At 70.2% G+C, this 19,889-nt stretch carries 13 protein-coding genes; 5 read left to right on the top strand and 8 right to left on the bottom strand.

Features of this window, described 5'->3' with window-relative positions; all coding sequences use genetic code 11:
• Positions 1–26 precede the first annotated feature (26 nt).
• The 3 genes from GTZ93_RS37495 to GTZ93_RS42225 all read left to right on the top strand — a co-directional run bounded on the left by GTZ93_RS37495 (position 27) and on the right by GTZ93_RS42225 (position 2,218).
• Entirely contained in the window at positions 27–947 is a 921-nt protein-coding gene (locus GTZ93_RS37495) for a hypothetical protein (RefSeq protein WP_139919313.1), read from the top strand.
• The gene (locus tag GTZ93_RS37490) at positions 944–1,936 is read left to right on the top strand and encodes a serine/threonine-protein kinase (RefSeq protein ID WP_139919312.1); all 993 of its coding nucleotides are present in this window, start codon (positions 944–946) and stop codon (positions 1,934–1,936) included. Before GTZ93_RS37495 ends, GTZ93_RS37490 begins: the two co-directional genes overlap by 4 nt.
• 108 nt (positions 1,937–2,044) lie before the next feature.
• Positions 2,045–2,218, top strand: a complete 174-nt coding sequence (locus GTZ93_RS42225) for a hypothetical protein (RefSeq protein WP_167548636.1) — start codon at positions 2,045–2,047, stop codon at positions 2,216–2,218.
• A 59-nt stretch (positions 2,219–2,277) separates the two neighbouring features.
• Here the strand turns inward: GTZ93_RS42225 and GTZ93_RS37485 are convergent, their stop codons facing one another.
• From GTZ93_RS37485 to GTZ93_RS37460, 6 genes are all read right to left on the bottom strand, one after another.
• Positions 2,278–3,423 (bottom strand): cysteine desulfurase family protein, encoded by a 1,146-nt coding sequence (locus GTZ93_RS37485; protein WP_139919311.1) that lies wholly within the window; start codon positions 3,421–3,423, stop codon positions 2,278–2,280.
• On the bottom strand, positions 3,420–4,541 hold the full coding sequence (locus GTZ93_RS37480; RefSeq protein ID WP_120576052.1) for a DHH family phosphoesterase: 1,122 nt from the start codon (positions 4,539–4,541) through the stop codon (positions 3,420–3,422). Before GTZ93_RS37480 ends, GTZ93_RS37485 begins: the two co-directional genes overlap by 4 nt.
• A gap of 187 nt (positions 4,542–4,728) precedes the next feature.
• On the bottom strand, positions 4,729–5,568 hold the full coding sequence (locus GTZ93_RS37475) for a Fic family protein (RefSeq protein WP_120576051.1): 840 nt from the start codon (positions 5,566–5,568) through the stop codon (positions 4,729–4,731).
• 120 nt (positions 5,569–5,688) lie between these two features.
• On the bottom strand, positions 5,689–7,026 hold the full coding sequence (locus GTZ93_RS37470; RefSeq protein WP_139919310.1) for an AAA family ATPase: 1,338 nt from the start codon (positions 7,024–7,026) through the stop codon (positions 5,689–5,691).
• Between the two features lie 60 nt (positions 7,027–7,086).
• Positions 7,087–8,037, bottom strand: a complete 951-nt coding sequence (locus tag GTZ93_RS37465; protein ID WP_139919309.1) for a branched-chain amino acid transaminase — start codon at positions 8,035–8,037, stop codon at positions 7,087–7,089.
• Between the two features lie 114 nt (positions 8,038–8,151).
• Positions 8,152–9,093, bottom strand: a complete 942-nt coding sequence (locus GTZ93_RS37460; RefSeq protein WP_139919308.1) for an AAA family ATPase — start codon at positions 9,091–9,093, stop codon at positions 8,152–8,154.
• A 190-nt stretch (positions 9,094–9,283) separates the two neighbouring features.
• Between GTZ93_RS37460 and GTZ93_RS37455 the strand changes: the two genes are divergently transcribed.
• Positions 9,284–9,511, top strand: a complete 228-nt coding sequence (locus tag GTZ93_RS37455) for a hypothetical protein (protein WP_120565972.1) — start codon at positions 9,284–9,286, stop codon at positions 9,509–9,511.
• Between the two features lie 114 nt (positions 9,512–9,625).
• Here GTZ93_RS37455 and GTZ93_RS37450 read toward each other — a convergent pair whose 3' ends face one another.
• Both GTZ93_RS37450 and GTZ93_RS37445 read right to left on the bottom strand, forming a co-directional pair.
• The gene (locus GTZ93_RS37450; protein WP_161663297.1) at positions 9,626–14,224 is read right to left on the bottom strand and encodes a response regulator; all 4,599 of its coding nucleotides are present in this window, start codon (positions 14,222–14,224) and stop codon (positions 9,626–9,628) included.
• Positions 14,225–14,323: 99 nt separating this feature from the next.
• A complete protein-coding gene (locus tag GTZ93_RS37445) occupies positions 14,324–17,221 on the bottom strand; it encodes a glycosyltransferase family 4 protein (protein WP_161663296.1) in 2,898 nt (965 codons plus the stop codon).
• A gap of 135 nt (positions 17,222–17,356) precedes the next feature.
• Here GTZ93_RS37445 and GTZ93_RS37440 point away from each other — a divergent pair, with 135 nt between their 5' ends.
• Positions 17,357–19,864 (top strand): DUF4912 domain-containing protein, encoded by a 2,508-nt coding sequence (locus tag GTZ93_RS37440; RefSeq protein WP_139922892.1) that lies wholly within the window; start codon positions 17,357–17,359, stop codon positions 19,862–19,864.
• Positions 19,865–19,889: the final 25 nt, after the last annotated feature.

Genomic DNA, 19,889 nt, shown 5'->3' with positions numbered 1-19,889 from the left:
CCGGATTCGCCTGGGCGGGTCCGCAGATGAACAGTACCTACCAGGCAGATGCCTTCGGCCCCATCGAGTTGCGCTCGGACGGGGAGCACCTCGTCGGCACGGCGCCGGCCGGGGGGCCCTGCCAACGCCAGGTCGCCGAGCAGATTCTGACGGGCGACTTCCAAGGCAACGTCTTCCTGGGCGAGCTCACGCTCTGTCAGACGGGGGACACCTGCACCCCGTCCCGCAGCTTCCCGGTGATGCTCGTCTACAACGTGGAGGAGCGGGCGCTGGGCGGCGTGGTGAAGCTGGAGGACAGCTGCGAGTCCCCGGCGCTGCCCAAGAGCCGGATGCTGGTGTTCCGGGCGACGGAGCAGGGGGCCTCGCTGACGCCGACTCCGGCAACGGCGCAGGCACCCGAGCAGCGCCAGGCGCAGGCTCCCGTGCCGCCCCCGCCGTCCGGTGGGGCCGCGCAGGTGGCGGCGCAGCGCCGGTTGGAGCCGCTGGACGTGGCGGCCACCTTGAAGCTGGGCCAGTCGCTGCTGGCGCAGAGCCCCATCGCGGCGTCGCAACAGTTCCAGTTGGTGTTGGCCCAGGAGAAGGAGAAGAACAACGCCTGGGCGCTGACGGGCATGGGCGTGTCGCACTACCTGCGCAAGCAGCAGCCGGAGGCGCTCAGGTACCTGGAGCAGGCGCGCAACGTGGGCAGCGGCGCGGCCAAGGCGGAGGCCTTCTTCTGGACCGCGTGCGTGAAGCGGGCGGCGGAGGAGTCCGGGTTCGCCCAGGTCGCGCTGCGCCGCGCGCTGGCGGAGGGCTGGTCCGCGCCGGAGGGCAACGCGCTGGTGGAGCGCGAGCTCCAGCTGTTCGCCAATGAAGGCGCGGTGTACGAGGCGCAGGTGAAGCAGGCCCGCAGTCGCAAGCGGGTCCAGGGCCGAGAGCCGCAAGGAGCTGGCAGCGCCAGCCCGTGAACGCGCCGACTCCCGTGTCGAAGCCCATCCGCGTCTTCGGCAACTACGAAATCCAGTCGCTGCTGGGCAAGGGCGGCATGGCCGAGGTGTACCGCGCGCGCGTGCGCTCTGGTCCCTATGAAGGCTGGACGGTCGCGCTCAAGCGGCTGTTGCCCGCGCTCACCCGCGACCCGGCGTCGGTGGACCTCTTCCGCCGCGAGGCGCAGCTGTCGCGCCAGCTGGACCATCCGAACATCGTGAAGGTGCTGGACGCCGGGATGCTGGACGACGTGTCCTTCCTGGTGATGGACCTGGTGGACGGGCGCGACCTGGGCCACATCCTGCGCCGGTGCAAGGCGCGCGGGATTCCGCTCCCCGTCGACTTCGCGGTGTACCTGGCGAAGGTGCTGATGGAGGCGCTCGCGTACGCGCATACCGCCACGGGCCCGGACGGCAAGCCGCTGGGCATCGTCCACTGCGACGTGTCCCCGTCCAACCTGTTCATCTCCCGCGTGGGGGAGATCAAGCTGGGCGACTTCGGCGTGTCGCGCGTGCTGGTGGACGGCAAGCTCCAGGGCGGCGAGGTGCTGGGCAAGCCGTACTACCTGTCCCCGGAGTCGCTGCAGGGCGCCGTCACGCCGGAGGCGGACCTGTGGGCCGCGAGCGTGGTGCTCTACGAGCTGCTCACGCTGGGCCGGCCCTTCGTGGGTTCGACGCCGGAAGAGGTCTTCGCGGGCATCCTGTCGCGCAAGTACCGGCCCCTGCGGGCAGTGCGTCCGGACATCCCGCAGGCGCTGGATGACGTGCTGGCGCGCGCGTTCGCGGAGAACCCCGAGGACCGCTTCTCGTCCGCGGAGGAGTACGCGAAGGCGCTGTCGCCGCACTTCGACGAGAACGTGGGGACGCCGCTGGCCATCGCGGCGGTGGTGCGCGGCCTGTTCGGCACCACGGACGAGATGCCCGCGTACCGGGGCTCGCCGTCCAACGGCCCCTCCGAAGACAACGGGTAGCCGGGCGGGCAGGGCCCTGTCGCGTGGGCTCCCAGCCGATGGAGCCCGCTGCGGTGCCTGCTCCGGATGATGACCTTTCCTCCCGCGAACATGCACCGGGAGGAATCCATGGCGACCGAGCGAAAGCAGCAGCAGCCCGAGCAGAACGAGCCCACCCGGGAGACAAGGCGGGGCGACGAGCGGCTTCCGCCCAAGCCCGACGAGGCCAAGGAGGGCATTCCCGGGTACGGCCAGCCGGATCCGGAGGTCCGCGAGAAGAACCTGCCGGACCAGAAGTGGTGAGCCGCCCCGAGGATTGATCGCGTGGCTGTCAGTGCTCGCGACCCTGTGCGGTGTGGGCCTCAGCCTTCGAGGGCGCGCACCCGGGGCACATGCGTGCACAGCGCGTCCACGACGCGAGAGACCTCCGCGCTGGTGGTGCCAGTGCCCAGGCTGAAGCGCAGGCTGCCGCGCGCCTCGGTAGGGGAGAGGCCCATGGCGCGCAGCACGTGGGACGGGGACAGCGTGCCGGACGCGCAGGCCGCTCCCGACGAGACGCGGATGTCCTCCAGGTCCAGCGCCATCAGCAGCGCTTCCCCCTCCACGCCGTCGAAGCGCAGGTTGCTGGTGTTGGGCACCCGGGGCGCGCCAGCGCCGTTCACCGACACCCCGGGCAGCCGCTGGAGCACCTGCTGTTCGAAGGTGTCGCGCAGTGCCGCTACCTTCGCGGCGGTGTTGGCCTGCTCCGCGGCGGCCAGCTCCAGGGCCAGGGCCAGGGCCTCTGCGTAGGGCACGTTCTGCGTGCCTCCGCGTCGGCCTCCCTCCTGGTGCCCGGGCGTCAGCGCCCGCACGTCCACGCCCTTGCGCACCACGAGCACGCCCACGCCCTGGGGGCCACCGAACTTGTGCGCGGAGAGGGAGAGCAGGTCCGCGTCCACTTCGCGCAAGGTGAGCGGCACCTTGCCCGCGGCCTGCACGGCGTCCGTGTGGAAGAGGATGCCGCGCTGACGGCACGCGCGCGCGGTCTCCGCCACCGGCTGCAGCACGCCCGTCTCGTTGTTGGCCCACATCAGCGAACACAGCGCGGTGTCCGGCGTGAGCGCCTCCAGCACGGACTCCAGCGGCACACGGCCGTTGGAGTCAGGGGACAGCCGCACCACCTGGGCGCCGTCCTTCTCCAACTGCGTGAGCGCCCCCAGCGCGGACGGGTGCTCCACCGTGGTGGACACCACGCGGCGGCGGTCCTTCGCCGGGCGGGCCGCGTAGGCGCCCATGAGCGCGAGCGCATCCGCCTCACTGCCCGACGCGGTGAAGGTGATCTCCTTCGGCTCGCAGCCCAGGACGCGCGCCACCTTCGCTCGCGCCGCGTCCAACCGGGCCCGGGCCTCGCGACCACCTCCGTGCACGCTGGACGCGTTGCCGAAGCCGCCTTCCGTGAAGGCCCGTGCGAGCAGCGCGCCCACCTCCGCGCGCACCGGCGCGGCGGCGTTGTGGTCCCAGTAGATCACGTGTCCTGCGCGGACAGCAGCGACACCGGCCGCTCCTCGGAGACACCAAAGGCTTCGAGGAAGCGCGACACCACCTCGCGCTTGAGCGCCTTGCGCTTGGCCGCGCTGCCGGACAGGGGCAGCCGCGCGCCCGCCATGCTGCCGTGGCCGCCGGACGAACCGCCCAGGTCCTCGCACAGCTCGCGGATGAGGCGGCCCGCGTTCATGCGCCGGTCCTTCACGCGCAGGCTCAGGAAGAGCTGGTTGCGGAACGTTCCGTACGCAAGGGACCACTTCATCCCTTCCAGGTACATCATCCGCTCGGCGACCTCCGCCACCAGGTCCGGAGAGTAGACCTCCTCCAGGTCGGTGATGATGGCGGTGCCGTAGACCTTCGCCTTCTCGATGGACGTGTGGAACAGCTGGAAGAAGCGCGCCGGCAACTCCGGGTGCTCAATCTGTCCCAAGAGCTGCTTGTCGCAGCGGGGGAACAGCCACAGGTAGCTGTCCACGTCCGTCTGGGTCGTCTCTCGGCCCAGGTCCCGCGTGTCCGCCTTGATGCCGTAGAAGAGCGCGGTGGCGATCTCCACGGACGGCTCCAGCCGAGCGGCCCGCAGGTACTCCACCAGCATGGTGGAGGTGGCGCCGAAGTCGCCGCCCACGTCCGCGAAGGGAGCCAGCAGGCTCTCCTCTCGCAGCGGATGGTGGTCCACCACCAGGTCCGCGCGGTAGCGCGCTGGCAGGGAGTGGTTGCGCACCGGCGGCTGCGTGTCCACCAGGCCGAAGAGGTCGTACTGGCTGAAGTCGATCTGCGACACGTGCGACACCGGCAGCCGGAGCACGCGCACGAAGGCGACATTCTCCGCACGGCCAATGATGCCGCCGTAGCCCACGTGGGACTCGATGCCGGCCTTGCGCTCCAGCAGATGGGCGAGCGACACCGCCGCCGCCATGGAGTCGGGGTCCGGGTTGTCGTGCGTGAGGATGAGCGCCCGGCGGTGACCCTTGGCCACCTGGAGCAGGCGGGCCAGCTTGTCGGCGGCAGGCAACTTCGCCAACCGCGCTGGCGGAGGCTCCGTGAGCTCGCTCCCGGCGGGAAGCTGGGCGCGGCGGCTTTGGAGGGACGGGGTGACAGGCATGGGGACTCTTCTTTTACTTCCTCCGCCACGGGGATTCGAGAAGTCGGATGTTCTCTCCGTGACGTTCAGGGGTGTGTCCAACACCCCAATGGTGTCGACGTGCCGCGCGTTCTTCACGCCGCGGCGGAGGACGGGCGGGACGCCTGCTCCCTCGCCAGTCCTCCGGGGGCACGCCGCCCCGCGAGCGCTACTCCACCGTCTTGTACTTGCGGCCGAGGTCGCGGAAGTACTTCACGCCGTTGTCCAGCGAGTTCTCCATCGCGTCCATCAGCACCGTGCGGAACGTGGCCACGGGCGCGCGGAAGGACTCGTAGTAGCGCTGCCGGTCGATGGAGTGGATGACCGCGGGCATGTAGCCGTTGCGCAGCAGGATGAGGTTGCTGCACATGCGCCCCACCTTCCCGCTGTGCTCGGTGAAGGGGAAGATCTGCAGGAACTCGTGCTGCACCACCGCCGCCTGTTTGATGGGGTGGAACTCGCGGAACTCCGCGCTGGCGGTGTGGTCCACGAGCTTCTCCAGCCGCGCCTGGATCTTCGCGGGCTGGGTGATGTCGTGGAAGTAGGTGCGGTGCAGGGGCATGTCCTTGCGCAGCCCCGCGCGGTCGCGCTCCTTGGCCAGCTCCTTCTCCGTGCGCTCGCGGCGCTCCATGCGCGCACGCTCGGCCAGCGCTTCCGGCGTGTTGCCCAGGAAGAGGTCGTGCATCCGCTTGATGGTGGTGAGCGTGAGCGCGGACTGCTTCTTCGCGCCCACGGCCTCCTCGCGGATGAAGTCCGCCACCGCCTTGTGGTTGCGGATCTCCAGCACCACCGGGATCATGGAGGCTTCCGCCGCCGTGCGCTCCGGGAAGAGCGCGGCCATCAGCTCCTGGTGCGTGTACACGACGCCTTCGAGCGCGGCGTCGTGGTAGATCCACGACATCTCGAAGCGGTCGAGGTACTCACGCGCCGGCGGCTTGCCCTTGTAGATCTCAAGGTACTCGCGCAGCTGCTCGTTCTTCTCGTCGATGTCCTGGTAGCGTTCCTTCACGGACTGCGGCTCCTTCTCGCTCCGGCCCGCCCCGGGCGCTGATTCTCAGAGGCTGCGCCGGGAGGTACAACGGCACGCGGAGTCTAGAAATTCCGCGCGGTTGGAACAAATAAAACCTGACTAGAGATTCACCAGGAACACTTCGCACGCCTGATCCAGCAGGTCTTTTGAAAGGGCTGGCGGGATTTGCCGGTATCGGGCCGCGTCCCGGATGAGCGACACGAGGTCGCGGGGGTGGCAGGAGCGCATCTCCATGCTGCGCGGCTTGTAATAGTGCTCCACCAGGTAGGTGATGGCCTGGTCCACGTAGGGGATGCCTGCCGCTTCGCACACCCGGCGGAAGATCTCCCGGTAGGACTCTTCATCCGGGTTGCCTACTTCAATCTTGTACTTGATGCGCCGCAGGAAGGCCTCGTCCACCAGCTCCTTGGGGTCCAGGTTGGTGGAGAAGACGAGCAGCTGATCGAAGGGAATCTCGAACTTCTTGCCGGTGTGCAGGGTGAGGAAGTCCACCCGCTTCTCCAGGGGGACAATCCAGCGGTTGAGCAGGTCCGTGGGGTGGACCTTCTGGCGGCCGAAGTCGTCGATGAGGAGCATGCCGCCATTGGCCTTCACCTGGAACGGCGCCTCGTAGAAGCGGGTGCTCTCCGAGTAGATGAGGTCCAGCGTCTCCAGCGTCAGCTCGCCGCCCACCACCACGGCGGGGCGCCGGCAGAGCGACCAGCGCTTGTCCATTTCGAACGTCTGCCGGCGGCCGCTGGCGTCACGGCCCGCCTCCAGCGACACGGGCGTGTGGATGATGCGGTCGAAGACCTTGATGATCTGGTTGTCGATTTCGAGGCAGTGCGGGACGAACACCTCGCCGCCGAACATGTGGGAAATCGCCTCCGCCAGGCTCGTCTTGCCGTTGCCGGGCGGGCCGTAGAGGAAGAGCGAGCGGCCGGAGTTCACGGCCGGGCCCAGCTTGTCCATCAGCTCCGCGGAGACGGTGAGGTGGCCCAGGGCGGCCATGAGGTCCTCCTGGCCTACTACGGGCGTCTCCTCCGTCTGGCTGCTGATGAGGGCGTTGTACTGCTCGATGGGGACGGGGGCGGGGCCCACGTAGGTGGAGCGGGTGAGGGCGTCACGCGCGTACTCGCGGCCCTTCTCCGTGAGGGCGAACTCCACGGACGCGCGGCCAAAGCCCTTGCCGCCACGGAGGTCCACCAGCTTCTCCGCGGCGAGGAAGTCCACCACGTGCTCCACCACGCCGGACCAGGGCAGGCACATGCTTTCGGCGATGGCCATGCCCGTGCCGGTACCGGCGTAGTAGAGGAACTTGAGGCCCAGGTCCGCGAGCAGACCCATCCTCAGGCCCGTGTCCTCCAGCGACTTCGGCTCACTGGGAGCGATGTCGAGGACGGACGGGTTCTCCAGCTTGAAGGGATTGTCTTCGTACGCGTAGCCGGCGGGAGGCATCGGGTACGGGTTCTACCCGATTCCCCCGGCCGCCGGGACTTCACGTCCGCCGACTGTCCGTCAAACGTAGGTCAGCCAGTCCGCATAGCGGGCTTCCTGGCCCCGTACGACGCGGAAGTACATGTCCTGGACGAACTTGCTGATGGGGCCGGGCTTCCCGTCGCCAATCTGCCGGTTGTCCACCTCGCGCACGGGGGTGATCTCCGCGGCGGTGCCGGTGAAGAAGACCTCGTTGGCGATGTAGAGGGCGTCACGGGTGACGGTGACCTCTTCAATGGAGGTGTGGCCGGCGTCGCGCAGCAGCTTGAGCACCGTGTCGCGGGTGATGCCGTCCAGGACGGGGGAGGAGAGGGGCGGCGTCTTGATGACGCCCTTCTTGTTCACGAGGAAGATGTTCTCCCCGGAGGCCTCCGCGACGAAGCCGCTGATGTCCAGGAGGATGGCCTCGTCGTAGCCGGCGAGCACCGCCTCGCGCTTGGCGAGGATGGAGTTCACGTACTGGCCGGTGATCTTGCCGCGCACCATGTTCACGTTCACGTGGTTGCGCGTGAAGGAGCTGACCTTGGCGCGGATGCCCTCCTTCATGCCCTTGTCGCCCAGGTACGAGCCCCAGTCCCAGGCGGTGATGCCCACGCGGGTGGGGTTCACCGCGCCCAGGCCCATGGCGCCGTCGCCCATGAAGGCCACCGGGCGCAGGTAGGCGCCGTTGGCGAACTGCTGCTTCTGCTTGCGCAGCAGGTCCACCGTGGCCTCGACCAGCTCGTCCTCGCTGTAGGGAATCGGCAGCATGATGATGTGCGCGGAGTCGAGCAGGCGGCGGATGTGCTCGCGCAGCCGGAAGACGGCGAGCCGGCCATCATGGGTCTTGTAGGCGCGGATGCCCTCGAAGACGCCCAGGCCGTAGTGGAGGGCGTGCGTCATCACGTGCACGTTGCCCTCGTCCCATTTGATCAGCTTCCCATCGAGCCAGATGTGTTCGGCGCGCAGCACGGTGGATGAGGTTGAGCTCATCGGGATGTTCCTCTCGGGCCAGGTGTGGGACAGCTGAGGGACTTGTACCCAGGCACACTGGGGACGCAAAGCGTGAAGTGCCAACGATCTGCACTCCGCGTGCGGCGCTCTGCGTCAGGCCTGCGCGATGGTGGGCAGGTTGGCGCGGGCCTTCTCGATGTCGCCCTCGTATTTGAGGACGAGGTTGAGCGTGGCGGCGACGACGTCCGCGCTGAGTGCTTCCGCGTTGAGCAGCGTCAGGCTCTGCGCCCAGTCCAGGGTCTCGCTGATGGACGGGGCCTTCTTCAAATCCAACGCGCGGATGGCGGCGACGGCTTCCACCACCTGCTCGGCCAGCACCTGGGGAACCTCCGGCAGGCGCGAGCGGACGATGCGCAGCTCGCGCTCGCGGTCCGGGAAGTCGATGTGCAGGTGCAGGCAGCGGCGCTTGAGCGCGTCCGACAGCTCACGGGCGTTGTTGCTGGTGAGGATGACGCGCGGGACATGCTTCGCGCGGATGGTGCCCAGCTCCGGCACCGTGACAGCGTTGTCAGAGAGGACCTCCAGCAGGAAGGCCTCGAACTCCGGATCCGCCTTGTCGATTTCGTCCACCAGCAGCAGGGCCGGCGTGTCCGACAGCTGGGCCTGGAGGATGGGGCGGGGGAGGAGGAATCGCTCGGAGAAGAACACCGCGTCCCCGGACGCCAGCCGGTCCGCGGCCTCCGCCAGCGTGGACGTGCCCTGGGTCAGCTCGCCAATCTTGTCCTTGAGCAGCTGGGTGTAGAGCAGCTGCTTGGCGTACTCCCACTCGTAGAGGGCCTTGGCCTCGTCCAGGCCCTCGTAGCACTGGAGGCGGAGGAAGGTCCGGTCCAGCGCCTGGGCCAGGGCCTTGGCCAGCTCCGTCTTGCCCACGCCGGCCGGGCCCTCCACCAGGATGGGCTTGCCCATCCGGTCCGCCAGGAACACCGCCGTGGCGATTTCAGGGGACGACAGGTAGCCCACCGCCTCCAGGCAACGCGCCGCGTCCTCCACGCTGGTGAACGAGCGAATCTCCGGAGTCAGTTGGGGGGGGCTCACACCCGTCAACTTAACCGACGGTTCCGTGGCCACTGCGGCAAAAATGCCAGGGTTGTGGGGGCGCCGTCCGCACTCTTGAGGACCTTGGGAGCTGTAACCCTGCGGAATCAGGGTGCGTAATTATTTTCGCACCGCGGGCATGCACCGTGCATCTATGCGGGCGTATCTCAGGACGACGAGGTCGCGGGTCATGTGGGCGTGGCTGAAGCTGGCGATGGCGGTGCTGGTGGTGGTGATGCCGGGGGGCTTCCCCCTCGTGCTTGCGTACATCGCGACGCGGACGCTGCTGGAGCGGTGGCGGCAGGCGCAGGCGCTGGCGCTGGAAGAGGGCCGTCCGGTGTCGGTGGTGCGGGACGTGGTGGGCGCGCTGCACTTCCGGGACCTCATCCGTGAGGCGAAGGCGGCCACGGCGCTGTAGCCGTCGCGGGACAGTCTTGAGATGGACGAAGGGCCCGGCACTCCAGGGAGTGCGCGGGCCCTTGTCGTTTCCGGCGGTCGGCCCTCCCGGGTGAGGGGAGGGCCGGGGGGCGGGCTACTTGTCGAGCTCGTCGACGAGCGCCGTCCAGTCGTCCTCACCGGCTTCGGGGGCGGTGGGCAGCTGCATCACCATGGTGCGCTCCGGGGCCTCCTCGTCCACGGGGACGGGGGTGGGCGCGGCAGCAGCCTTCTTCGCGGCGGGCTTGGCGGCGGCCTTGGCCGGGGGCTTGGCGGCGGCCGGGATGACCGGGTTCGCCTGGACGGTGGCGGCCAGGTGCTCTTCCTCGGTGGCCTTGGCGCTGGCCTTCGCGGCGGGCGCGGCAGCGGCGGCCGGAGCCTTGGTCTTGTAGCGGGCCAGCTCCAGCTCGGCGACCTTGAGCGCCTTGCTCTTCTCCTGGACGGACGTCTGGAGGCGGGCGACTTCCTGCGCCTTGATGGCCTCGCGGCGCTCGAGCTCCGCCTTCTGCTTGGCGTTGAGGTCCTCCAGCTCCTTGGCCTGACGGGCCTCCAGGTCCTTGCGGTCCTTCTGCGCCGTGGCGAGCTTCGCGGCCGCCTCGTTGGCCTTGGTCTCCGCCGCGGCGACGCGGGCGTTGAGGTCCTTCTCCGCGCGGGCGCGGGTGCTCTGGGCGTTCTCCAGCGCCAGCTCCAGGTCCTGGGCCTTCTTGGTGCGGGTCTGCACCTGGGCCTGGGCGTCCTTGAGCTTCGCCTCCGTGTCGGCGGCGAACTTCTGGGCCTCCTGGGACAGCTGCGCGATGCGCTGCTCCGCCTTCGCGAGCTTCGCGGCCAGGTCGTCCGACTGCTTCTTCGCCTCGGCGGCGGAGGCCTGGGCCTGCTGGGCCTGCTGCTGCGCCTGCGCCTGGGCCTGCTGGAGCTGTCCGGCCAGTCCGTCGCGCTCGCTGGTGAGCTTCTTCTGCTGCTGCGCGCCCTGCTGCAGCTGCGAGTCGCGGTCCGCGATGGCCTTGCGCGCCCCGTCCAGCTCGCCGGAGACGTTGGCGACCTGCTGGTTGAGCGCGTCCGCCTGCTTCTTCGCCTCGGAGGCCTGCTGCTCCAGCTGACCTTCCAGCTGCTTCACATGCTCCGTGCGGGTGGAGACCTCGCGGTTGAGCACCTCCGCCTGACGCATCTTCTCCTGCGTCACGTGCGTGAGCTTGCGGAGCGTGTCCGACAGCTCCTTGCCCTTGGTGTCGACCTCGTTCTGGAGGAGCTCCTCACGGCGCTGCGACTCGTGGGTGAGCGTCTGGAGGCGGTCCTCCAGGTCGTGCCGCGCGTCCTCCGTCTGCGCGAGCTTGGAGGACAGCTGCGTGACTTCCGACACGCGCGTGCCCAGCTCGTGCTTGGTGACGATGAGCTGTTCGGCCAGGTCCTCGCCGTTGGCCTGGGCCTCGGTGAGCTGGCGCGTGAGCTCCGCCTGGGTGCTGGCGGCGGCCTGGCGGGACTGCGCGTGGGTCTGCTCCTCGCGGGCCAGCGCGTCCTGGGTGCTGGCGAGCTGGCCCTGCGTGTCGGCCAGCTGCTGCGACGTGGCGTTCAGCTCCGCGAACAGGTTGTCGCGCTCGCCGGTGAGGGCGTTGATGCGCGCGGTGGTCTCCTCCGCGAGCGCCGCGTGGGCGGTGCGCTCCGCGTCGTAGCTCCCCTGCGTCTCCGACAGGTCCGCGCGCAGCTGGCCAATCTGGCCGGTGAGGTCCTGCTCCAGCGAGTCCTTCGCCGCGTTGAGCGCCTGCAGGTCCGCGATGCGCGCGTCGCGCTCCTCGGTGGTGCGGGCGAGGAGGCCGTTGGTCTCCTGGAGGATGTCGCGAGTCTCGTTGAGCTCCGCGTCCAGCTCGTCGCGGTGCGAGGTGACCTTCGCCAGGTCCGCGCGCGTCGACTCCAGGGTCTCCTGGGTCTGCGTCAGCGTCTGGCTGGTGGCCTCCAGCTCACCGCGCGTCTCCGCGAGCGTGCCTTCCGTGCTGGAGAGCGTCGCCTGCGTGTCGGCGAGCGTGCCTTCCGTGCGCGCCAGCGTGTCCTGCGTCTGGGCGAGCGTCGCCTCGGTGGTGGCCAGCGTCTGGCTGGTGGCCTCCAACTCGCCCTGGGTGGACGCGAGCGTCCCTTCCGTCTGCGCGAGCTTTGCCTGCGTGTTCGTCAGCGTCTGGCTGGTGGCCTCCAGCTCGCCACGGGTCTCCGCGAGCGTGCCCTCCGTGCTGGAGAGCGTGGCCTGCGTGTCGGAGAGGGTCTGGCTGGTGGCGTCCAGCTCACCGCGCGTGGTGGAGAGCGTCTCCTCCGTCTGCGCGAGCCGGGACTGGGTGTCCGCCAGGGTCTGGCTGGTCGCCTCCAGTTCACCGCGCGTCTCCGCCAGCGTGCCTTCCGTGCTGGACAGCGTCGCCTGCGTGTCGGCGAGCGTGGCCTCCGTGCGCGCCAGCGTGCCCTGCGTGTCCGCGAGGGTTGCCTCGGTGGTGGCCAGCGTCTGGCTGGTGGCCTCCAGTTCGCCGCGCGTGGTGGAGAGCGTCTCCTCCGTCTGCGCCAGGCGCGTCTGCGTCTCGGAGAGCTGCTGGCTGGTGGCCTCCAGCTCGCCGCGCGTCTCGGAGAGGGTGGCCTCCGTGTTGGAGAGCGTGCCCTGCGTCTCGGAGAGCTGCTGGCTGGTGGCTTCCAGCTCGCCGCGCGTCTCCGCGAGGGTGGCTTCCGTGCTGGAGAGCGTGTTCTGCGTCTCGGTGAGCTGCTGGCTCGTGGCCTCCAGGTTGCCGGTCAGCTCGGAGATGCGCGCGTCGCGGTCGGAGACGTCGGTCTGCAGGCCCTCGATGGTGCCGTCGCGCTGGGCGACGGTGTCCTCGAGCGAGGCCACGCGCGCGGAGAGCTGTTCGCCCTGGCGCTGGGACGCGTCCAACTGCTCGGTGAGGGCTTGAATCTGGCCGTTGAGGTCCGCCTCCAGGGCGTCCTTCGCCGCGCGCAGGTCCTCCAGCTGGCTGGTGAGGTCCTGCTCCAGCGCATCCTTGGCCTGCTGCAGCGCCTGGATCTCCGCGGTCAGCTCGTTCTCGCGGTCCTCCAGGTGCGTCTTGACGGCCTCGACTTCGCCTTCCAGCTCACCGATGCGCTCGCGGTGCTGCTGGATGGTGGCGTTGAGCTCCGCCTCGCTGTTCTCGTTGCGGGCGATGGCCTCCTGCAGCTCGCGGTCGAGCGCGGAGATCTTCCCGTCCCGCTCCTCCACGCGCTGCGTGAGGTCCGCCTCCAGGGCGTCCTTGTCCAGCCGGAGCTGGTCTCGCTCGCCGGTGACACGCGCGATGTCGGACTCCAGGTCCGCCACCTGCTGCGTGAGGCGCTGCTCCAGGGCGGCGCGCTCGGCGTTGAGGCGCTCAATCTCCGCGTCCGAGCGGCTGGCGTGCTCCTCCGCAGTGGTGGACCGGGCCTCCAGGCCGCGCACGGTGGCGTCGCGCTCCTGCTCCGTCTGCGTCAGCCGCTCCTGGAGGGCCTGCAGCTCGCCGTCCAGTTCGGCATAGCGCTGGTCGCGCTCGCTGACGGTGCGGGACAGCTCGGACTCGAACTGGTCGCCGCGCTCGCGCAGCTGGAGGATGTCCGCCTCGTTGGCGCGGACGGTGTCCTGGAGCTTCTGCTCCTTGACCTCGAACTCCAGCGTGACGACGCCGAGGTGCTTCTCCAGCTTGTCGAACTCGTTGCGCCAGCTCTCCAGGTCCGCGCCGCGCCGGGACAGCTCCTCGTCGCGGAGGTTGACCTCCTTGCGCAGGACGTTGATGTCCTTTTCCTTGGAGGCGACGACCTCGATGAGGTCCTTCTCCGAGGAGAACTTCTGGAGGAGCAGGTCGTCGACGGTGGCGCCGTGCTCGCGCTCCTTCTGGACGATGGACTGCTGCGCGTCGTTGAAGCGCCGCAGCAGGTCGTCCACCTGCATCTTCAGGCCCTGCAGCTCCACGTCCTTCTCGTGGAGGCGGTCCTCCACGGAGAGCAGCTCGCGCTCGCGGACGCTCCAGATTTCCGACAGGCGCGCGAGCTGGGCTTCACGCGTCTTCAGCTCGTCCCGGAGGATCTGGACCTTGCCCTCGGGCGTGCCCATCAGCTCGCGGCGCGGGGGCGGGCGCTTGAGCTGACGCGACTCCGCCAGCAGCTCCGCCTTGCGGTCCGCGATGGACGAGAAGGCCCGGTCCATGAAGGCCTTGTCCTCGTCCGTCATGGCGCTGCGGCGCTCGCGCTTGGGCAGCTTGGGCGGAGCGCCCGTGCGCACGCCGGGCATGGGCGGCGGGGCTTCACGCGGGGCGCCGGAGAGCGCGGCGTCCAGATCCGCGTCCGAGTCGTCGGAGCCGGGCGGAACGATGCCCGCGCTCATGGAGGCCAGCTCGCCCATCTCGAACGGGATGACGAGGTAGCCGTCCGCGGCGGCCGGCGTCTCACGGTGCTTGTTCAGACCCTCCACGCCGGAGTCGGAGGAGAGCAGGAGGACCTTGAGATTCTGGCCCCACTTGCCCTTCTTGATCTGCCCACAGAGGGCGAAGCCGGACTGGTCCGGCAGCTCCGCGCGCACGACGACGAGGTCCGGTCGGCGCTTCTCCAATTCCCGCTGCGCGTCTGACGCAGTGGTGGCCATGGCCGTGTTGTAGCCCGCGCTCTTGAGCACGGAGGCCATGCTGAGTGCGAAGTCGTTCTGGCTTTCGACGATGAGGACGCGACGCTCCATGAAGCCCTTCACCCAGCAAAAAGTGCAGTGAAAACCGCCACATCCTATCGGGCGGGCACAAGGCTTGGGAAGTTTCCGAGCAGTGCTCGGTCGGCTGCCTCACGAGTTCTTGCCGCGAACCGCCCCCTGGCCGACAGGGGGGACCGACTCGGGGGGCACGCCTGCTTCCGGATCCCGCCCGGGGAAGTTGGTGGGCGGGGTGGGCCGGGTGAAGCGAGCGCCCTCCGGAGGGCAGTACCCGTGCGCGAGCTGAGCGAACCACGGGTTGAGGGTGGAGTCGGGCGGCGCGGGCGGAGGCCCTGGGTCCTCTGCGTCCGCGGCCTCCACGTCGAGCGAGTCCGCGTCGTGGACCTCGTCGTCGTTGATCTCCTCCGCCTCGGCCAGCGCCGCGCTGGCGTTGGAGGGCGTGTGCCCGGCGTCGTCGTCCAGGGACAGGGCCTCGTCGGCGGCGATCTCCTCCGGCTCATCGTCCGGTGACGCGGCCGTGGCGGGCTTCAGCACGGGCGGCGTGGGGATCAGCCGGGGCGGCGGTCCCTGGCGAGGAACGGGAGGCGGCGCGGTGGCGCGGGGCGGCAGCTGCGGCGGGCGGTCCGCGTCGGAGACGGAGCCTCCGCGGATGGGCGGCTTGTCTGACTCCGCGAGCACCGGGGGGCGGGAGGCGGGCCGGCCTGGATCCGCGGCGAGGCCGCCACGGATGGGCGGTTTGTCCGCGTCGGCCATGGGTGAGGGACTTGGGAAGAGACGCGGGGGTTCAGAGGGAGCGGAGTCCTGCGGCCGCTGCGCACGGCCGGCGTTCGTGCTCCGCGCTCCGGTCAGCAACGAGCGCATGGGCACGATGGGCGTGGGCGCGGGGACCTCTTCCTCCTCACGCATCACTCCGGCCCGGCGCACGACGGGCGTGGGCGCGCGCTCCTCGTCCTCCGTGAGGGAGGTGGGGCGGCGCACGATGGGCGTGGCCGCCGGCGGCTCGTCTTCCGGCAGGGGCCGACGCACGACAGGCGTGGGCGCGGGGGCCTCTTCCTCGGAGGCCGGCCTGCGCACGATGGGCGTGGGGGCGCGTTCTTCCTCCTCGGAGGCCGGCCTGCGCACGATGGGCGTGGGCGCGGGGGCCTCTTCCTCGGAGGCTGGCCTGCGCACGATGGGCGTGGGGGCGCGTTCTTCTTCCTCGGAGGCTGGCCTGCGCACGACGGGCGTGGGGGCCGGCGTGCTCGTGTCGTCTTCTTCCACTTCCACCGGCCGGCGCACGACCGCCGTCGCTCCGGAGGAGCCATCCTCGGAGGCGCGGGCCTCCGCATCCGAATCCCCGGCGTCGTCCCCGCTGGCATCCTTCAAGCCGAGGGCCTTCACCAGGGGACTTGTCACCATCTCCGTGGGCGGAGCCGGCTCCGAGCCACGGCCTCCCAGCGGTTCCGGCTCCTCTTTCTTCGCGGTGTCGTCGGTCGTCTTGGGCGCGGCCGCGGGCTCCGGAGGCGGCGTGGCTTCCTTGCTCGCGGGGGCCGGAGCGGCCTTTGCGGACTCGCGCAGCGGCAGGCCCATGACCATGGGCACTTCGTCCGGCCGCATGTCCGGCTCGGTCTTGACGAGCCGGGTGTCCATCCCGTCGTCCAGGGCCATGCCCATCACCACGGGCGCGTCCTCCGCGCCATCCTTCGCGGGGGGCGGGGCGGCTTCGTCGGAAGCGGCCTGGGCCGCGGGCTTCGCGGGCTGCCTGGCCGCGACCGCGGGCTGGGACGCTTCCGGCATGCCCAGGCTCGCGAGCCGGTTCGTGGGCGTGCCCGTCATCGTGACGTCGGGCGGTTCGCTGGCGGCTTCGACCGGGACGTGGCCGCGCTTCTCCAGCAGCGAGTCGTAGAGGTCCAGCAGCTGGCCCCGGATGAGGCCCGCGTCCAGCACCTTCTCCGCGAAAGCGCGTCCGGCCTTGCCCAGCGCGACTCGGCGGGGCACGTCGCGCGCAAGGTCCAGGATGCGCTCGGAGAGGGCGCGGGCGTCGCCCGGAGGGAAGAAGACGGCCGCCTCCTTCGGAATCAGCTCGCGGGTGACGGGCAGGTCCGCGGCGATGACCGGCCGGCCGGCGGCCAGGTACTCAGAGACCTTGGCCAGCGGTCCGCCCTGGAGCCGGTTGCGCTCCGAGTCGTCCAGCGGCAGCACGCCCACGTCCGCCAGCGCCAGCACCTTGACCAGGTCGTCATGCACGACGGGCGGCTGGAAGTCGACCTTCTCCTTGATACCCAGGTCGTTGACCAGGTCCTCCAGGTGCGGCTTCCAGTCCGGATGGTGCGCGCCCACCAGCGTCAGGCGCACGTCCACCTGCTGGGCCGCGAGCGCCGTGGCGCGCAGGAGGGTGGGCAGGCCCTGCCAGCCCACGTGGCTGCCCAGGTACATCATCCGGAGGGGCGAACCGTCCGGGGCGCCGAGCACCTCCGGGTCGTACGGCTTCAGGTCCACCGGCGCGCGAATCGTCCGGAGCTGGTCCTCCGCCGCGCCCAGCCCCTGGATGAACGCGCGCGTCGTCTGCGATCCGGTGACGACGAGGTCCGCGTTCATCAGGCAGAACAGCTCCTGGCGGCGGATCTTCGACAGGAAGCGGCGGTCGCCGTCCGTCTGCGGATGGGTGTAGCGCAGCTCCTGTGAGGGGAACGTCTGCGCCTCATAGATGAGGCGGTAGCCGTAGTCCGCCTTCAGCTCGCACAACGCGTACCCGCCGAAGGGGTCCGTGAAGTGGGCGAGGGCGTAGTCCTCGCTTTCGAGCTGGCGGCGAACGGCCCGTTCAAAGGACTGGATGCGCGACGCCAGGTCCCCTGAGCCTACCGGGACGCGGAGCAGCCGGGCGCCCTGGTACTTCTCGATATGGGAGTGGTCGGGCGTCTTCGCCGACAGCACCACCACGGAGAAGCGATCAGGCAACGCCTTCAGATACTCGGTCAGTCGGCGTGAGGAGCCAGACGGGCCGGGGATGACGTCAAAGCTGCACAGGAGAAGTCTGGGCAGGTCGCTCAAGCGGTCGCAGGATACTTGGACAGGGGTGAGGTGTCATCGGTCGTGACGGAAGATGAAGGGGGTCGGCGGAACAACACATCCCGTGACGGATGCGTTGACCCCCTGTATGCCGCGTCATAACGAGGCGAGGTGTCCATGGATGAGCGGAAGGGCGTCACCGTGAGCTACCTGCGGCAGCTGGCCCGGAAATACCTCCGGGAGGGAGCTGGCGCGTCCCGCGGGCGGGAGCTGGTCACCTCGCTGGCCGAGCGCATTCCCGCCCTGGGGCGGCTCGCGCGCATGGCCGGCCTGGCGACGTCCCGGCGCGGCTCCGGTGACGTGGGCGGCGAGGAGCGGACGCTGGATTCCGGCCCTGCGGATTCCCGCTCCGCCAAGGGGCCGACCCCCGAGTCCATGCCCCTGCCTTCGCCCGAAAGTGCCGCCGCGCCGCAGGCACGAGAACTTTCCGAGGAGCCCATCACGGAGCCCAGCGGTGGCCCCAAGACGCGGCCCGCGCGCGTGGTGACGTTCCCCGCCCGCGAGAAGGCGCGCCGCGACCCGGAAGACGAGGACACGGTGTCCCTGTCGCCGGAAGCGCCCACGCCGCGCCCGTCGAGTTCTCCCAAGGCAGAACAGCCCGCCGCCGCGCCGCCCGCGCCCGCGAGCGAGCCGCCGCACGCCGCCGAGCCCCTGGTGGAGGGGTTCTTCGTGACGAAGATGGCGGGGGAGAAGGAGGCGCGCCGCCATCACCTTCTGGAGGAGCAGGCGCCGCGTCTTCCTCCGGCGGACGCGTCGCCCGAGCGGAACGAGCACCTGGCCATGCTGCCCCTGGACTACCAGGACGACGCGATGGTGCTGCTCGCGAGGGATCCGCACACGCTCTTCGTCTTCTGGGACTTCAGCGACGCGAGCCGGAGCCGGGCGCTGGACGACCTGCCGGCGCCGCGCGCGGTGATGAAGGTGTTCGACGGCGAGGGCGTGTCGCGCGAGGTGGACTTCGCGCTGGAGTCGCGCAGCTTCTATCTGCAGGGCATGACGCCCGGGCGAACGTACCGGGTGGAGGCGCACTTCGTCGGTTCGGATGGCCGGTCGCGCCGCATTGGACATTCGTCCAATCGGGCCACGCTGCCGCCCGCGGGGCCGTCGGCGGACACGTCCATCCGGTTCCTGCGCATGCCGCCTCCACCGGTGGTGGACCGGTCGCGCGAAGCCGTCCCCACCGCGGCGTCCGTGCGCGTCCCTCGGGTGGAGGAGCGCGAGTACGTCACCTGGCGCCGGGTGCAGCTGCCGGGGAGCGCCGGGTTGGCGGACGTGCCGGAGGTCCACCGTGAGCGCACCGAGACTTATGTCGATGCGCCGCGCGTCCCTGGGGCTTCGGATCAGCGCTACGCGGAAGAGGCGTATCTGGAGAGCGCGCCGCGTGCGCCGGGGGCGTCCGACCAGCAGTATGCGCGCGTGGGGGAGGCGACGCTCGGTGAGGGCGCGGTGCTGGCCCCGTCTCGCGCTCCCGGGGCGTCGGATCAGCGCTACCTGGACGTGGAGCGGGCTCCGGGTGCTTCGGACCAGCGCTACGGTGGAGACGTCGCGGGTCCTTCGTACCTGGAGGTGCCGCGCGCTCCGGGTGCTTCGGATCAGCGGTACGGTGGAGACGTGGTGGGCACTCCGTATCTGGAGGTGCCGCGCGCGACGGGCGCTTCGGATCAGCGCCACGGTCAGGTGCTGCTGCCGGGCGGCGTTTCGGAGTACCGCTATCTGGACGTGCCGCGTGCACCCGGCGCTTCGGACCAGCGGTACGTGGCGGGAGGGCAGGGGACCCAGGGCGTGCAGCGTGCGCCGGGGACTTCGGACCAGCAGTACCTCACCGTGCCTCGTGCCGCGGGCGCTTCGGATCAGCGGTATCTGACCGTGCCTCGCGCCGCGGGTGCGTCGGACCAGCAGTACTTGAGCGTGCCTCGTGCCGCAGGGGCTTCGGACCAGCAGTACCTCACCGTGTCGCGTGCGGCGGGCGCTTCGGATCAGCGCTACCTGTCCGTGGATCGCGCCACGGGCGCGTCGGATCAGCAATACCTCACCGTGCCTCGGGCGGTGGGCGCATCGGATCAGCGCTACCTGTCCGCGGATCGTGCGACGGGCGCATCGGATCAGCCTGGTGCGGCCGGGCGCTCGGATGCCTGGTCTCCGGAGTCCCCGACCTCACGGGGTGACCTGCTCGAAGCACGGGACCTCTCGTCGACATCGTCTCCAGTGGGCGCCGAGGGTTCGTTCCCGTCCGGCCCATCGACGCACGGCGCGGCCACCACGGATTCGTGGCGGCCCACGGAGCCGGAGCCTCCCAAGGACCCGTGGGCCTTGAGCGTGGCGCGCGGTCCTTCCGCGTCCGAACAGCGTGCCCTCGACAAGGCCCGCGAGGCCGCGCGACGGGCCGCAGTGGCCTCCGTTTCCGCGAGCCCCTCGCCCGCGAAGGCCGAGGCTCCGCGCACTGCGCCCGCGCAAGTCGAGGCTCCGGCCCCGAAGGTGGAGACCCCGGCGGCTTCGAGCGCCGTGGCTCCCAAGGCGGACGCCGCGAAGTCCCCGCCCGCGAAGGCGGCCCAGAAACCACCGGAGCCCAAGCCCTCGGGCTCCAAGTCCTCCAAGTCCCGGCCCTCGCGCCGTGGACGGAAGTGAACCCGCACGGCCTCTCCGACCGACC

Origin of the sequence: Corallococcus exiguus, from assembly GCF_009909105.1 — a bacterium.
GTDB classification, from domain to species: domain Bacteria; phylum Myxococcota; class Myxococcia; order Myxococcales; family Myxococcaceae; genus Corallococcus; species Corallococcus exiguus.
The sequence above is the reverse complement of the archived record's forward strand: the minus strand, read 5'-3'. Positions and strand labels throughout refer to the sequence as shown.

Coding starts and splice junctions, on each gene's coding strand:
- GTZ93_RS37440 (WP_139922892.1), top strand. CDS start 17,357: ATGGATGAGCGGAAGGGCGTCACCGTGAGCTACCTGCGGCAGCTGGCC.
- GTZ93_RS37465 (WP_139919309.1), bottom strand. CDS start 8,037: ATGAGCTCAACCTCATCCACCGTGCTGCGCGCCGAACACATCTGGCTC.
- GTZ93_RS37480 (WP_120576052.1), bottom strand. CDS start 4,541: ATGCCTGTCACCCCGTCCCTCCAAAGCCGCCGCGCCCAGCTTCCCGCC.
- GTZ93_RS37450 (WP_161663297.1), bottom strand. CDS start 14,224: ATGGAGCGTCGCGTCCTCATCGTCGAAAGCCAGAACGACTTCGCACTC.
- GTZ93_RS42225 (WP_167548636.1), top strand. CDS start 2,045: ATGGCGACCGAGCGAAAGCAGCAGCAGCCCGAGCAGAACGAGCCCACC.
- GTZ93_RS37495 (WP_139919313.1), top strand. CDS start 27: ATGAACAGTACCTACCAGGCAGATGCCTTCGGCCCCATCGAGTTGCGC.
- GTZ93_RS37455 (WP_120565972.1), top strand. CDS start 9,284: ATGTGGGCGTGGCTGAAGCTGGCGATGGCGGTGCTGGTGGTGGTGATG.
- GTZ93_RS37470 (WP_139919310.1), bottom strand. CDS start 7,026: ATGCCTCCCGCCGGCTACGCGTACGAAGACAATCCCTTCAAGCTGGAG.